We start from the raw sequence: 13,699 nt of genomic DNA, 5'->3' as shown, positions 1-13,699 counted from the left end.
CATCCGGTGTCGTGCCGCTTTGCCCTTTTCGTGCGGCTGCCGGCCGCCCGGCTGCCGGTAGCGTGCAGGCCATGAGGCTCGTGCTGCTCGGTCCGCCCGGCGCTGGCAAGGGGACCCAGGCGGTGCGCATCAGCGCGCGCCACGGGATCCCCGCGATCTCCACGGGCCAGCTCTTCGACCGCCAGATCTCCGCCGGCACGCCGCTGGGCCGGCGGGCGGAGCGCTACGTCCGGGCCGGTGAGCTGGTACCCGACGAAATCGTGCTGGACATGGTCGCCGAGCGGCTCGCCGAGAGCGCCGACTGCGGGGCGGGCTTCCTGCTGGACGGTTTCCCGCGCACACTCGCCCAGGCCGAGGCACTCGACCGCATGCTCACCGTCTCCTGTGGCCCGCTGGACGCCGTCCTGGATCTCGAGGTCGGCGAGTCCGAAGTCCTGGAGCGGATCAGCCGGCGCGCGCTGTCCGAGGGCCGCCTGGACGACGGCGCCGAGACGGCCCGGCGGCGGCTGAAGGTCTTCGCGGCGGAGACGGCGCCGCTGCGCAGCCACTACGCCGGGCAGGGCCTCCTGCGGACGGTCGACGGATCCGGCCCGCCGGACGGGGTCTGGGCCCGCGTCGAGGAGGTCCTCGCGGCCGTGCCGCGCCCACAGGTGCGGGCCAGCCGGCCCTGAGACGTCTCTCCCGGTGTCTCGCCGGCGGGTAGTGATCTCCAGGCGGAACGTCCGGGATAAGTTGGAAACCGGCAGTGACGGCGTGCGGTGACAGGTCGGGGATGACCGTATGGTTTCTGGGCTCCGTGGACGTGTTCGCAGGCGAGGTGCCGTGCCCACGGTTCCGGAGCCGCGGGCCGCGGGGCCCGGGCCGGGCGGCGAGGGCTCCGCGGCCTCCGTGGCCTCCCCCCGCGGCGACAGCGGGCGGCTCAGGGCCGCGCAGTGGGCGCTCGCGCTGCTGCTGGCCCTCGTCTGGCTGCCGTTCGTCGTGCTCACCACCGCACGCTCGACGGTGCTGAGCGCCGACTTCTACTCGCAGTCGCTCACCGAGGCGAAAGCCTACGACCGGCTCTACACCGAGGTGCTGCCCGACCCGGCGGTGGACTCCCTGCTCTCCGGCCTGCCCGTGGACTCCTCCCTGGTCACGGCGAACCTGCGCACCGTCCTGCCGCCGTCGACCGTGGAGGAGATGACCGACGAGCAGATCCGGCGGATCGTCGACTACCTGCGCGCCNGGCAGGACGACCTGGCCTTCACCGTCGACCTGACCCCGATCTTCGGCAACATCTCCGGCCTGGCCAACCGGTACATCGCCGGCGAGCTCGGCTCGGGCAGCAGCTACGAGGTCGGCTCGGTCACCGAGTTCACCCGCGCGGTCCTGTCCGCCCTCGACGAGATCATGGCTGGGCGGCCACCGGCCGACCTGCCGGTGATGGAACTGTCGGCGCAGGACACCGACCGCGTCGTGGAGACCGTGCTCGCCCGGCTGGCACCGGCCGACCGCGACGCGGTGGCGGGCCCGCTGCGCGCCGACCTGCGTTCGGGGGATGTCGCCGGCGCGCTGGCCCTGGTCGGGCCGCTGCTGTTCCAGGGCGACGAGCAGGCCGTCGACCAGATGCGGGCGCACCTGACCGACGGCGCCGTGCTCGACCTGGGGGTCCGGCTGTCGGACCTGCGTGACGAGCCGGCGATCAGCGCCGTCTCCCGGCTGCACGACGTGGCGGCGGCCCTCGACGGGATGACGGTGGCGCTGCTCGGGCTGGTCGGGCTGATCGGGGTCGCGATCGTGCTGCTGGCCGCCGCGCGGGGCTGTTCCCGGGTGCGCGCGCTGGCCACGGCGGTGATCACGGCGGGGGTCGCGGCCGGCGTGCTCGGAATCGTGTTGCGGATCCTGCTGCCCAATCCGTTGCTGGTACTGGAGAAGCCCGGCGGGCCGCTGCCACCGGGCGCCGGGGCCGTGCTCGCCGACTTCTCCCGGCACGCCTACGGCGACATCGAGGCTGACTACCTGCGGATCGTCGCCTGGACCCTGGCCGTGGGCCTGGTGGTCCTCGGTGCCGCCCTGTTCGCCGCGATGTCGGTGCGGTGGAGCCGGACCGGCCGCCGCCGCCGGCTCGTCGCCGGCATCGCGGTTGCCGTGCCGGTGATGATGACCCTGACCTGGGTCGCGTTCCCCGGCGCCGCGGCCAACGCCCGCGAGCTGTGCAACAGCCAGACCCAGCTCTGCGACCGCAGATACGACGAGGTCACCTACCTCGCCACCCACAACGCAATGGCGACCAGCGAGGAGCGCTTCCTCGGCCCGACGCAGGACCCCTCCCTGGTACACCAGCTCGACCTCGGCGTGCGCGCGCTGCTGATCGACGTGCACCACTGGACCACGCCCGAACAGGTCGACCAGGTCCTCGCGACGCTGCCGCCGTCGACCCGGGCGGCCGTCGAGCCGCTGACCCGCAACGCCAGGTCGGCCCGGCCCGGCCTGTGGCTGTGCCACAACCTGTGCCAGTTGGGCGCGCTGGAGCTGACCGCCGAGCTAGGCAAGGTCGGGGAGTGGATGGCGCGCAACCCCAGCGAGGTCGTCACCCTCATCATCCAGGACGAGGTGCCNGCCGCCGAGATCACCGGCGCGGTGGCCCAGGCGGGCCTGTCGTCGCTCGTCGTCACGCCGCCGGCCGACGGCGACCGGTGGCCCCTGCTGCGCGAGATGGTCGAGAGCGGGCGGCGGCTGGTGGTCTTCACCGAAAGTCAGGACCTGCCCGGGTCCTTTCTCCGTAGCTTCTTCCGCTACGCGTCCGACACTCCCTTCTCCGTCGACGCGGTGGAGAAGCTCGTCGGCTGCCCACGCAACCGGGGACCGGCGGAGTCGTCGCTGCTGCTGCTGAACCACTGGGTGACCGACGCGGCCCCCAGCCGCCGGGCGGCCCTGGCCGTGAACAACGCCGACCTGATCCTCGACCGCGCGCGCGGCTGTGAGGAGGAGCAGGGCCGGCGTCCGACCTTCGTCGCGGTGGATTTCGTCAACATCGGCGACGCCGCGCTGGCGGTCACCCGCCTGAACGGGATCTCATGAGACCAACGCTCTTCGCGGGAACGGCGGGAGCGTTGCCCGCAGTCCGCGCGTTCACCCTCGTGGGACGCTTGACTGGCCAGGGGCGGCGTCGACCCCCCTGGTCTTCCTGACCGCAACGCCGCGATCGCCGGGACACCGGACACGCCACCGGCAAAGGAGCAAAGGTGCCGATCTGGAATCAGCTACGTCAGTCCGCGCAGGGCATGCAGAACCAGCTCAACGCGAAGAAGAACGACCTCAAGAGCGGTGCCTTCCGCGATGCGAGCATGGCGATGTGTGCTCTCGTCGCCGCCGCTGACGGGAGCATCGACCCGGCCGAGCGGCAGCGGGTCGCCTCGTTGATCGTCAGCAATGACGTGCTGTCCAACTTCCCCGCGGACGACCTGCAGCGCCGGTTCAACGACTACCTCGGGAAGCNGCAGGCCGACTTCGACTTCGGCAAGGTCTCGGTGCTCCAGGAGATCGGCAAGGTCAAGAAGAAGCCGACCGAGGCCCGCGCGGTGATCCAGATCGGGATCGTCATCGGTGGCGCCGACGGCAACTTCGACAAGACGGAGCAGGCGATCGTCCGCGAGGCGTGCTTTGCGGTGGGCATCAACCCGGAGGAGTTCGACCTCTGACCGCGGCGGCGATCCGCTGGCTTCCGCCCACCGCCGCCACCCGCTGTCGGGCGGTCGGCCGTCTCGGTCATTTTCGGCCGGAAACGTCGTGACCTGGACCGCAATGCCTGGCATGCGTAGTTGGGGCGGACCAGGGTGAGGCCGGCGGGGCCCTCCCGACGGGTGCCGCGTCGCCGCGGGCTGTGACGAGTCCGGGGCGGCTCGCCACGACCGTACGGAGGACCTGTGGGACCAGCGGACGCGGCTCTCGTCGCCGGGGGTGGCCTGCTGGCAGGGGCGGTCAACGCCATCGCCGGCGGCGGGACCCTGATCGCCTTTCCCGCGCTGCTCGCCACCGGGATGCCGGCGCTCACCGCCAACATCACCTCCTCCGTCGGCCTGGTCACCGGGTACGCCGGGGGTGCGCTCGGTTACCGTCGGGAACTGCGCGGCCAGGCGTACCGGCTGAAGGCCCTCGGCCCCGCGGCGATGCTCGGTGGGCTGGTCGGCGCCGTCGTCCTGCTGCTGACGCCCTCCGACGGCTTCAAGACGGCGGTGCCCTTCCTGGTGCTGGCCGCCTGCCTGCTGTTGGCGGTGCAGTCGAGGCTGGCCGCGCTGGTAGCCCGGCGGCGCGCGGCCTCGGTGGCCACGTCGGCTCCGGGTGCGTCGGTGGTTTCGAAGGCGTCGGACGTTTCGGAGGCGTCGGAGGTTTCGCCGGTAGCGGGAGCGCCGGCCCTCCCGGGCTCGCCGGATTCCGCCGGACCGCCGGATTCCGCNGGCGGGATCACCTGGCCCACGCGGATCGGTGTGTTCGTCGCCGGCGCCTACGGCTCCTACTTCGGGGCCGGTCTCGGCGTGCTCCTGCTGGGAGTGCTGGGCATTCTGCTGGTCGACGAGCTGCAGCGGACGAACGCGCTCAAGACGCTGCTGTCGTTCGGGGTGAACGCGATCGGCGTCGTGGTCTTCCTGGTGACCGCGCAGGTCGCCTGGGCTTTCGCCGGAATCCTGGTGGTGACGTCCGCGTGCGGGGGCGTGCTCGGTGCCCGGGTCGCCCGGCTCCTTCCCGCCCCGGTACTGCGGGGCGCGGTCGTAATCCTGGGCGTCGTCGTCGCCGCGGTACTGCTCATCCGCGGCTGAGGTGCGCGGCTGAGGCCGCTGGCGGTGGTGGCGGTGGCGGTGGCGGCGGCTGAGGAGCCGCGACCGGGTGCCGACAGTCGACGGCAGGCTTCTGACCGGGCCCGACGGGTTGTGACGGGAAGAACATTCCGGGCCCCTGGGGCCTCGGGCCCCTACGATCCGACCCATGACCGTTCCACCGGTGGAGCTGGAGTTGGCCGCCGATTTTCCGGGCGCGACGAGGGACGAGTGGCGGCGCCTCGTCCTGGGCGTCCTGCGCAAGTCCGGGGTCGCGGGTGAGGATGCCGGGCCCGGCGAGGTCGAGGACCTGATCGCGTCCTCGACCTACGAGGGGATCCACATCAGGCCGCTGTACGACGCGGCCGACGGCGCCGGGCTGGCGCCGACGGGCCTGCCGGGACTCGCGCCGTTCGTGCGCGGTGGGCGCCCGCAGGGCGCCAACACCGACGGCTGGGACGTCCGCGCCCTGCACAGCCATCCCGACCCCAAGGTCGGTGCCCAGGCGGCGCTCGCCGACCTGGAGAACGGTGTGACCTCGCTGTGGCTGCGGCTGGGGCCGGCCGGGCTCCCGCTGGACGGGCTGGCCGAGGTGCTGCGCGAGGTCTACCTGGAATTGGCGCCCGTCGCCCTGGACGCCGGCCCGCTCACGGGCGAGGCCGCGGCCGCCTTCCTGGCTCTCGTGGACGAGCGCGGCGTGCCGGCCTCCCAGGTCAGCGGGGTGCTCGGGGCGGACCCGCTCGGCCTCGCGGCCCGGACGGGCGCGGCCCCCGACTTCGCCGGGGTCCGCGCCCTCGCTCCCCGGGTGGCCGCCGAGTACCCGCGGCTGCGCACGCTGGTCGTGGACGCCCGGGCCTACCACGACGCCGGCGGCAGCGACGCGCAGGAGCTCGGCGCGTCGATCGCCACCGGGGTCGCCTACCTGCGCGAGCTGACCGGCGCCGGGATGAGCGTGGCCGACGCGCTCGGCCAGCTGGAGTTCCGCTACGCGGCGACCGCCGACCAGTTCCTCACGATCGCCAAGCTGCGGGCCGCCCGCCGGCTGTGGGCGCGGGTCGCGGAGGTCTGCGGCGCGGCGCCGCAGCTGTGGGCCCAGCGGCAGCACGCGGTCACCTCGTCCGCGATGATGACCCGCCGGGATCCCTGGGTGAACATGCTGCGCACGACCGTCGCCTGCTTCGCGGCCGGCGTCGGCGGCGCGGACGTGGTGACGGTGCTGCCCTTCGATGTCCGGCTGGGACTGCCGGATGACTTCTCCCGCCGGATCGCGCGCAACACGCAGACCCTGCTGCAGGAGGAGTCGAGCCTCATCCGGGTGGTCGACCCGGCGGGTGGCTCCTGGTACGTGGAGTCCCTGACCGACTCCCTCGCCGCGGCGGCATGGGCGGTGTTCACCGAGATCGAGCGGGCCGGCGGTCTCGCCGCGACGCTGGCCGACGGATCGCTGCGGGCCCGGCTCGACGCCACCTGGGCCGCCCGGGCGGACGCGCTCGCGCACCGGCGTGACCCGCTGACCGGGGTGAGCGAGTTCCCGAACCTGACCGAGAAGCTGCCCGAGCGCCCGGCCGCCCCGGCGGAGCCGGCCGCGGGCACCGGAAGCGCCGCGGGCACCGGGACCGGCGCCGGTCTGCCGGTCATCACCTACGACCAGGACTACGAGGAACTGCGCGCCCGGTCGGACACCCACACCGCGTCGACGGGGGCTCGCCCGGCGGTCTTCCTGGCGACGATCGGCAGCGTGGCGGCCTTCACCGCCCGGTCGACCTTCGCCGCGAACCTGTTCCAGGCCGGCGGTCTGGCCACCCCCGACTCGGGGCCGGGCACGGACCCGGCCGCGATCGCCGCGGCCTTCACCGCGTCCGGCGCGAAGGTCGCCTGCCTGTGCTCGGCGGACAAGGTGTACGCCGAGTGGGCGGCCCCGGTGGCCGAGGCACTGCGGGCGGCGGGCGCCGGCACGGTGTGGCTCGCGGGCAAGGCCGGCACCCGGGCGGCGACCGACGCCGCCGCGGGCGTGACCGGGTACGTCTTCGCCGGCTGCAACGCCGTCGAGGTGCTGCGCACGACCCTGGCAGAGGCGGGAGTGGCCTGATGTCTTCGATCCCCGACTTCTCCGAGATCGCGCTGGGTGCGCCGGGCGGCACGGACGCCGGCGAGGCACAGTGGCGGGAGGCGCTGGAGAACGCCACCGGCAAGAACGTCGACGCCCTGACCTGGGACACCCCGGAGGGCATCGCGGTCAAGCCGCTCTACACCGCGGCCGACACCGCCGGCCTGGACTTCCTCGGCACGTATCCCGGTGTCGCGCCGTACCTGCGCGGCCCCTACCCGGCGATGTACGTGACCCAGCCGTGGACGATCCGCCAGTACGCCGGCTTCTCCACCGCGGCCGAGTCGAACGCGTTCTACCGGCGGAACCTGGCGGCGGGCCAGAAGGGCCTGTCGGTCGCCTTCGACCTGCCGACGCACCGCGGGTACGACAGCGACCACCCGCGGGTCACCGGTGACGTGGGTATGGCCGGGGTCGCCATCGACTCCATCTACGACATGCGCCAGCTGTTCGAGGGCATCCCGCTGGACCGCATGAGCGTCTCGATGACCATGAACGGCGCCGTGCTGCCGGTGCTGGCGCTCTACATCGTGGCGGCCGAGGAGCAGGGGGTGGCGCCGGAGCAGCTCGCCGGCACCATCCAGAACGACATCCTCAAAGAGTTCATGGTCCGCAACACCTACATCTACCCGCCGCAGCCGTCGATGCAGATCATTTCGGACATCTTCGCGTACACGTCGCAGCGGATGCCGAAGTTCAACTCGATTTCCATCTCCGGCTACCACATGCAGGAGGCGGGCGCGACCGCCGACCTGGAGCTGGCCTACACGCTCGCCGACGGCGTGGAGTACATCCGGGCCGGTCTGAACGCCGGGCTCGCGATCGACGCGTTCGCGCCACGGCTGTCGTTCTTCTGGGCGATCGGCATGAACTTCTTCATGGAAGTCGCCAAGATGCGTGCCGCCCGGCTGCTGTGGGCCCGGCTGGTCAACCAGTTCGAGCCGAAGAACCCGCGGTCGACGTCGCTGCGCACCCACTCGCAGACCTCCGGCTGGTCGCTGACCGCGCAGGACGTCTTCAACAACGTGGTGCGCACCTGCGTCGAGGCGATGGCGGCGACCCAGGGGCACACCCAGTCGCTGCACACCAACGCCCTCGACGAGGCGCTGGCGCTGCCCACCGACTTCTCCGCCCGCATCGCCCGCAACACCCAGCTGCTGCTGCAGCAGGAGTCCGGCACCACCCGGGTGATCGACCCGTGGGGCGGCAGCTACTACGTCGAACGGCTCACCTACGATCTCGCCCGCAAGGCCTGGGGCCACATCAGCGAGGTCGAGTCCACCGGCGGAATGGCGCAGGCCATCGACGCCGGCATCCCCAAGATGCGCATCGAGGAGGCCGCGGCCCGTACGCAGGCCCGCATCGACGCCGGTCGCCAGCCGCTGGTCGGCGTCAACAAGTACCGGGTGGACGCGGACGAGGCCATCGAGGTTCTCAAGGTCGACAACTCCGCCGTCCGGGTCGGCCAGATCGAGAAGCTGCGCCGGCTGCGCGAGGAGCGGGACGGCGCCGCCGTCGAGGCCGCCCTGCACGCCCTCACCGCCGCGGCGGACGCCGCCCGGGACGGCTCCCGCCCGTCGGACCTGTCGCACAATCTGCTGTCGCTGGCCGTCGACGCCGCCCGGGCCAAGGCCACGGTGGGCGAGATCTCCGACGCGCTGGAGAAGGTGTACGGGCGGCACTCCGGCCAGATCCGTACGATTTCCGGTGTGTACCGGGACGAGGCCGGGCCGGCCGGGAACATCGCCGCCGCCCGCGAGGCGGCCGCTGCCTTCGAGCGGGCCGAGGGCCGCCGCCCGCGCATCCTCGTCGCCAAGATGGGGCAGGACGGGCACGACCGCGGCCAGAAGGTGATCGCCACGGCCTTCGCCGACATCGGCTTCGACGTGGACGTCGGCCCGCTGTTCCAGACGCCGGCCGAGGTGGCTCGGCAGGCCGTCGAGGCGGACGTCCAGATCATCGGCGTCTCCTCGCTGGCGGCCGGGCATCTGACGTTGGTGCCGGCGTTGAAGGAGGAGCTGGCGGCGGCCGGGCGCGAGGACATCCTCGTCGTCGTCGGCGGGGTCATCCCGCCGCAGGACTTCGACGCGCTGCGGGCCGCCGGCGCCGCCGCGATCTTCCCGCCCGGGACGGTCATCGCGGACGCGGCGATCGAGCTGCTGGCGACCCTGTCCGAGCAGCTCGGCCACGACGCTGCCGCGGGGGCGTCCTGACCGTGGTGGCGCGCAGGCCCGTCGACGTCGCCGAGTACGCCGACGGTGTGCTCGCGTCGTCCAGGGTGTGGATCGCACGGGCCGTCACCCTGGTCGAGTCGACCAGGGCCGACCATCGCGAGGCCGCCCAGCGGCTGTTGGTGGCCCTGCTGCCGCACGCCGGCAAGGCACGCCGGGTGGGTATCACCGGCGTGCCCGGCGTGGGCAAGTCGACGTTCATCGACGCGCTCGGCACGATGCTGACCGGCAAGGGCCACCAGGTGGCGGTACTGGCGGTCGACCCGTCGTCCACCCGTACCGGCGGCAGCATCCTCGGGGACAAGACCCGGATGGCGGCGCTGTCGGCCGATCCCGCGGCGTTCATCCGCCCGTCGCCGACCGCGGGCACGCTCGGCGGCGTCGCCAAGGCCACCCGCGAGGCCATGGTGATCATGGAGGCGGCCGGCTACGACGTGGTGCTCGTCGAGACCGTCGGGGTCGGCCAGTCCGAGACCACGGTCGCCGACATGGTGGACACCTTCCTTTTCCTGACCCTGGCCCGCACGGGGGACCAGCTGCAGGGCATCAAGAAGGGCGTCCTGGAACTGGCGGACGTCATCGCGGTCAACAAGGCGGACGGCCCGCACGAGCTGGAGGCCCGCCGGGCCGCCCGGGAGCTGGCCGGCGCGATCCGGTTACTTCAGGGTTCCGCCCGCGAGTGGCAGACCCCGGTGCTGACCTGCAGCGCCGCCGAGAAGACCGGCCTGGACACGGTCTGGGCACAGGTACTCAAACACCAGGACACCCTCGACGCCTCGGGTGAGCTCGCCGAGCACCGCCGCCGCCAGCAGGTCGACTGGATGTGGGCGATGGTCCAGGACCGCGTCCTGTCCCGCCTGCACGACCACCCCGGGGTCCGGGCGGTGACCGCCGACATCGAGCGCCGGGTGCGCGACGGCGCGCTGACTCCCAGCCTCGCCGCCGACGCCATCCTGGAGGCGTTCGACTCGTAGGGCCGGCGGTCATCCGGCCGTCCCCGGCCGTCACCCCGGCGTCAACCGGGCAGCGCGTAGGCGCCGGCGGCGATGTCCGCCAGCAGCGTCGGGCCGGTCGGCGTCCAGCCCAGCAGCTCCCGGGTGCGGGCGCTGGACGCCGCGAGGTCCAGGCCGAAGAAGCCCGCGATCCAGCCGAAGTGGTCCGGGGCGTCCGAGGGCGCGACCGACACCGTGGGCACGCCCAGGTGGTCGCCGATCGCGGCGGCGATGTCGCGGGAGGCGATCCCGCTCTCGGCCACCACATGCAGCCGCGTGCCCGCCGGCGCCTTCTCCAGCGCGAGCCCGACCAGGTGGGCGGCGTCGGCCCGGTGCACGGCCGACCAGCGGGTCGAGCCGTCCCCGATGTAGCCGGCCGCTCCGCGAGGCGCTGCGGGCGCGCGGCGTCGCCGAGCCCGCGGCCAGCCTCGCCGCGCACAGCGCGGTGGCGGTCTTCAAGGTCGCCTGGGCGCGCTGGGCCTCGGCCGAGCGGCCGCCCGACCTCGCGGAATGCATCGCGCAGGCCGCGGCGGAGCTGCGCGCCCTGAAATGAGGTCAGCCGCGTTTCACCGGATGAACCCGGTGTTTCTCCTGGGCCCGCGCCGGACGTGTTCCGGCGGAATGGGCGTTCCGGATGCGCTCGGCCTTCTGTGGGTGTCCGCCTTCTGATATCGATGTCCGCTACCGGATAGGGCGGTCCTGGTCTGGCGGCCTACGATGTGGGCCGCCAGGTCTTTCGTTGTCGTGTGAAGTACCCCGTCGGTAGCCGATGGTCTCGGTGTCGCGGCGTAGGCGCACTGAGCGGGAGCCGGGGGGCCACGCTGCGCCCGTTCGCGGCGGTGACGGCGGAGAACGAGCGAAGACATCCGGAGGATCCAGTGGGCTACCAACTTGGCATCGACGTCGGTTCGGCGACCACGGTTCTCGCGGTCTCCGACGGAGGCTGGCCCGCGGTGATCACCCTGGGTGGCGCGCGGGCGGTGCCGTCCGTTCTCTTCATGCCCCCGGCGGGGGGTGTGCTCGCCGGTCGGTCGGCACTGCGGCGGGCCACCGCCGCTCCCGACCGCGCGGCGCGCGGGTTCCTGCACCGGATCGGCGAGCCCGGCCACATCCTCGTCGGCGGCGCCGCCTACAGCCCGGAGGGTCTGCTCGCCCGGCTGATCGGCCATCTCGTCGAGCAGGTCACCGCGTCCCGGGGGGAGGCGCCGGAACAGATCGTCGTCGCTCATCCGGCGTTCTGGCCCGAGCACCGCCGCGAGGCCTTCGCCAGCGCCGTCAGCCAGCTTTCGGACGTCTCCGCTCCCGTCACGACGTGCGCATCCGCCGACGCGATCGGACGGCTGCTGATCAGCCGCCGCGCCGCGCGCACCGTCGACCTGGTCGGCTTCTACGACTTCGGCGCGGGGCACTTCGACGCGGCGGTGCTGTCCTTCAGCCCGTTCGGGCTCGAGCGGCTCGGCTCGCCGGCCGGCATCAGCCGCACGGGCGGCGAGCACATCGACGAGCTGCTGGTGGACAGGGTGCTGGCACACGCCGGTACCAGCCGTGACCAGCTCGACACCACCGACACGGCGGTGGCGGTCGCCCTCGCCCGGCTGCGTGACGAGTGCGCGCAGGCCAAGGAGTACCTGGCCGAGGAAGAGGAGATCGAGGTCCCGCTCGCGCTCCCCGGTCGGGAGCCGGCCGCGGTCACCCTGCGCCGCGCCGACCTCGACGCGCTGGTCACGCCGGCGGTCGACGACACGGTGCGGGCGTTCCGGCAGGCGCTGCGCAGCGGCCAGGCGGACCCCGCGGACCTCTCCACCGTGCTGCTCTTCGGCGGCACCGCCCGGATGCCGCTGGTCGCGGCACAGATGCGCGCGGCACTGCCCGCGGTCGGCCGCTGGCAGTACGGCTCGGACGAGGACATCGCCGTCGGTGCCGCGCTGATCGCCGCGGGGCTCGCCGAACGCTCCCCGGGTGAGGACGTGACGTCCATCATCCGGCCGCCGGACGTCGCCCCCACCGCATCCGTGCCGCCGTGGGGCGGGCTCTCGCAGCCGGGCTCCTACCCGCCGGGGGGCTCGGTTCCGCCGCTGACCTCCGTGCCGCCGGCCGCGTCGTTCCCGCCGGCCGCGTCGTTCCCGCCGGTCGGTGCCGCCTCGGGGCCGGGGGCGGGGCCGTCCCAGGCGGACCCGGACGCCACCGTGATCGGGAACCCGGGCGCGTCGCCGCGGGACCCGGGCGTCGGCGGGGGCGTCCCGGCGGCCCCGCAGACCGCACCCGACTTCGCCGGGACGTCCACCACCGGCTATGACGCGAGCGCCGCCACGGTTCTCGGCGGCATGGAGGTCGTCGAGCCCAACGCCGGCGGGCCGGGCGGAGGCTACCCGGCCGGCGGTGGTGGCGGTGCCGGTGGTGGCGGAGCGGCGCCGCCCGCGGCTCACCGGGCCGGCGGCGGTGGGCCCGGCCGGCGGGGCTCCCACGGCGGCTCGTCCGGTGGCTGGCCGCGGACGACCATCGCGGCCGCCGTCGCCGCGATCGTCTTCATCGTCGGGGCCGCGGCCCTCGGGCTCGTCGTGACCCGCGGCGGTGACGATGACTCGCCGACCAGCGTCCTGCCGATCGCCGGGGGGCCGACGTCGCCGCCGGCGAGCGTGGCCCCGGCCCCGGAGACCGCCGGGCCGAACATGGTGCTGGTCGCCGGTTCCGCCGAGGTCGCGCCGATCAGCGAGACCGCCTACGCCGGCTTCCGCAAGGTCCAGCCGAACGTGACGGTGAACGTGGCCTCGTCGACCACGGAGGACGGTTTCGCGAAACTGTGCGCCGGCGAGATCGACGTGGCCGGCGCCTCGTTCGAGTTCGATCCCAGCTTCTCGAACAACGCCGGCTGCGCGGACCAGATCGTCGGTTTCGAGGTGGCGCACCACACCCTGCCCATCGTGGTGAACCCACAGAACACCTGGGCCCGCTGCCTGACCCTCGACCAGGTGCGCAAGATCTGGGACGCCGGGTCGAAGATCAACCGTTGGAGCGAGATCGACAGCTCCTTCCCGAACGAGCCGATCGCGTTCGTGGGACCGGCGCGGGACAGCGTGCAGGCCCAGGTCTTCAACACGACCGTGAACGACGCCAGCGACCGGTCCCGCCAGTACCAGGAGACCGATCTCAGCGGGGTGGCGACCGCGGTCTCCGGTGACCGGCTCGCGATGGGCTTCCTGGACTTCCCGACCTTCGAGACGTTCGGTTCCCGGCTGCGCGGCCTGGAGATCGACAACGGCGAGGGGTGTGTCGAGCCGAACGCGGTCACCGCCGGGACGGGCTTCTACCTGCCGCTTTGCAAGCCGGTGTTCGTCTACGCCCGCAAGGACGCGCTGCGCGAGCCCGCCACCGCCGCCTACATGCGCTACTACCTGGAGAACGGCCGGCAGATCGCCTTCGACGCGCACTACGTGCCGCGGGACGGGAACACGATCAAGGAGAACGTCACCCGCGTCGGCGAGCTGACGCAGGGCGTCCCACCGGTGAACGCCTGAGCGCCTGGACGTCTGAGCTCGTGGCCCCGTGACGGGTTGTCTCCCGCCACGGGGCTCCGGC

General features: G+C 73.2%; 7 protein-coding genes and 6 pseudogenes. 12 read left to right on the top strand and 1 reads right to left on the bottom strand.

Features of this window, described 5'->3' with window-relative positions:
• Positions 1 to 71: 71 nt before the first annotated feature.
• The 11 genes and pseudogenes from UG55_RS04265 to meaB all read left to right on the top strand — a co-directional run bounded on the left by UG55_RS04265 (position 72) and on the right by meaB (position 10,105).
• Positions 72 to 671 (top strand): adenylate kinase, encoded by a 600-nt coding sequence (locus UG55_RS04265; RefSeq protein WP_066063130.1) that lies wholly within the window; start codon positions 72 to 74, stop codon positions 669 to 671.
• Between the two features lie 109 nt (positions 672 to 780).
• Positions 781 to 1,224: pseudogene (locus UG55_RS32305) on the top strand (hypothetical protein); the annotation flags it as partial.
• 1 nt (position 1,225) lies between these two features.
• Positions 1,226 to 2,597: pseudogene (locus UG55_RS32300) on the top strand (hypothetical protein); the annotation flags it as partial.
• Between the two features lies 1 nt (position 2,598).
• Positions 2,599 to 3,060 (top strand): annotated as a pseudogene (locus tag UG55_RS32295) (hypothetical protein); the annotation flags it as partial.
• A 164-nt stretch (positions 3,061 to 3,224) separates the two neighbouring features.
• Positions 3,225 to 3,477 (top strand): annotated as a pseudogene (locus tag UG55_RS45920) (tellurite resistance TerB family protein); the annotation flags it as partial.
• 1 nt (position 3,478) lies between these two features.
• A partial coding sequence (locus tag UG55_RS32285; RefSeq protein ID WP_242423714.1) for a tellurite resistance TerB family protein occupies positions 3,479 to 3,680 on the top strand: 202 nt, incomplete at its 5' end.
• Positions 3,681 to 3,905: 225 nt separating this feature from the next.
• A pseudogene (locus UG55_RS32280) lies at positions 3,906 to 4,435 on the top strand (sulfite exporter TauE/SafE family protein); the annotation flags it as partial.
• 1 nt (position 4,436) lies between these two features.
• Positions 4,437 to 4,796 (top strand): sulfite exporter TauE/SafE family protein (locus tag UG55_RS32275; protein ID WP_242423713.1); only part of this gene is annotated, 360 nt, incomplete at its 5' end.
• Positions 4,797 to 4,962: 166 nt separating this feature from the next.
• Entirely contained in the window at positions 4,963 to 6,882 is a 1,920-nt protein-coding gene (locus UG55_RS04245) for a methylmalonyl-CoA mutase family protein (protein WP_066063121.1), read from the top strand.
• Positions 6,882 to 9,113, top strand: a complete 2,232-nt coding sequence (gene scpA, locus UG55_RS04240; RefSeq protein WP_066063118.1) for a methylmalonyl-CoA mutase — start codon at positions 6,882 to 6,884, stop codon at positions 9,111 to 9,113. The genes UG55_RS04245 and scpA overlap by 1 nt, the downstream gene beginning before the upstream one ends.
• Positions 9,110 to 10,105: a methylmalonyl Co-A mutase-associated GTPase MeaB gene (gene meaB, locus UG55_RS04235; protein ID WP_199865035.1), complete on the top strand. Its 996-nt coding sequence runs from the start codon at positions 9,110 to 9,112 to the stop codon at positions 10,103 to 10,105. Before scpA ends, meaB begins: the two co-directional genes overlap by 4 nt.
• 41 nt (positions 10,106 to 10,146) lie before the next feature.
• On the opposite strand, the pseudogene UG55_RS04230 reads toward meaB, so the two are convergent.
• Positions 10,147 to 10,518 (bottom strand): annotated as a pseudogene (locus UG55_RS04230) (3-beta hydroxysteroid dehydrogenase); the annotation flags it as partial.
• 483 nt (positions 10,519 to 11,001) lie between these two features.
• On the opposite strand from UG55_RS04230, the gene UG55_RS04225 reads away from it, so the two are divergent.
• Positions 11,002 to 13,638 carry an Hsp70 family protein gene (locus UG55_RS04225; protein WP_066063115.1) on the top strand — a complete coding sequence of 879 codons (2,637 nt, stop codon included), beginning with the start codon at positions 11,002 to 11,004 and terminating at the stop codon, positions 13,636 to 13,638.
• The last annotated feature ends 61 nt before the right edge of the window (positions 13,639 to 13,699 follow it).

The organism is Frankia sp. EI5c (assembly GCF_001636565.1).
Classification (GTDB): domain Bacteria; phylum Actinomycetota; class Actinomycetes; order Frankiales; family Frankiaceae; genus Parafrankia.
This window is presented reverse-complemented; position numbering and strand designations above follow the sequence as displayed.

Coding starts and splice junctions, on each gene's coding strand:
- UG55_RS04245 (WP_066063121.1), top strand. CDS start 4,963: ATGACCGTTCCACCGGTGGAGCTGGAGTTGGCCGCCGATTTTCCGGGC.
- UG55_RS04265 (WP_066063130.1), top strand. CDS start 72: ATGAGGCTCGTGCTGCTCGGTCCGCCCGGCGCTGGCAAGGGGACCCAG.
- scpA (WP_066063118.1), top strand. CDS start 6,882: ATGTCTTCGATCCCCGACTTCTCCGAGATCGCGCTGGGTGCGCCGGGC.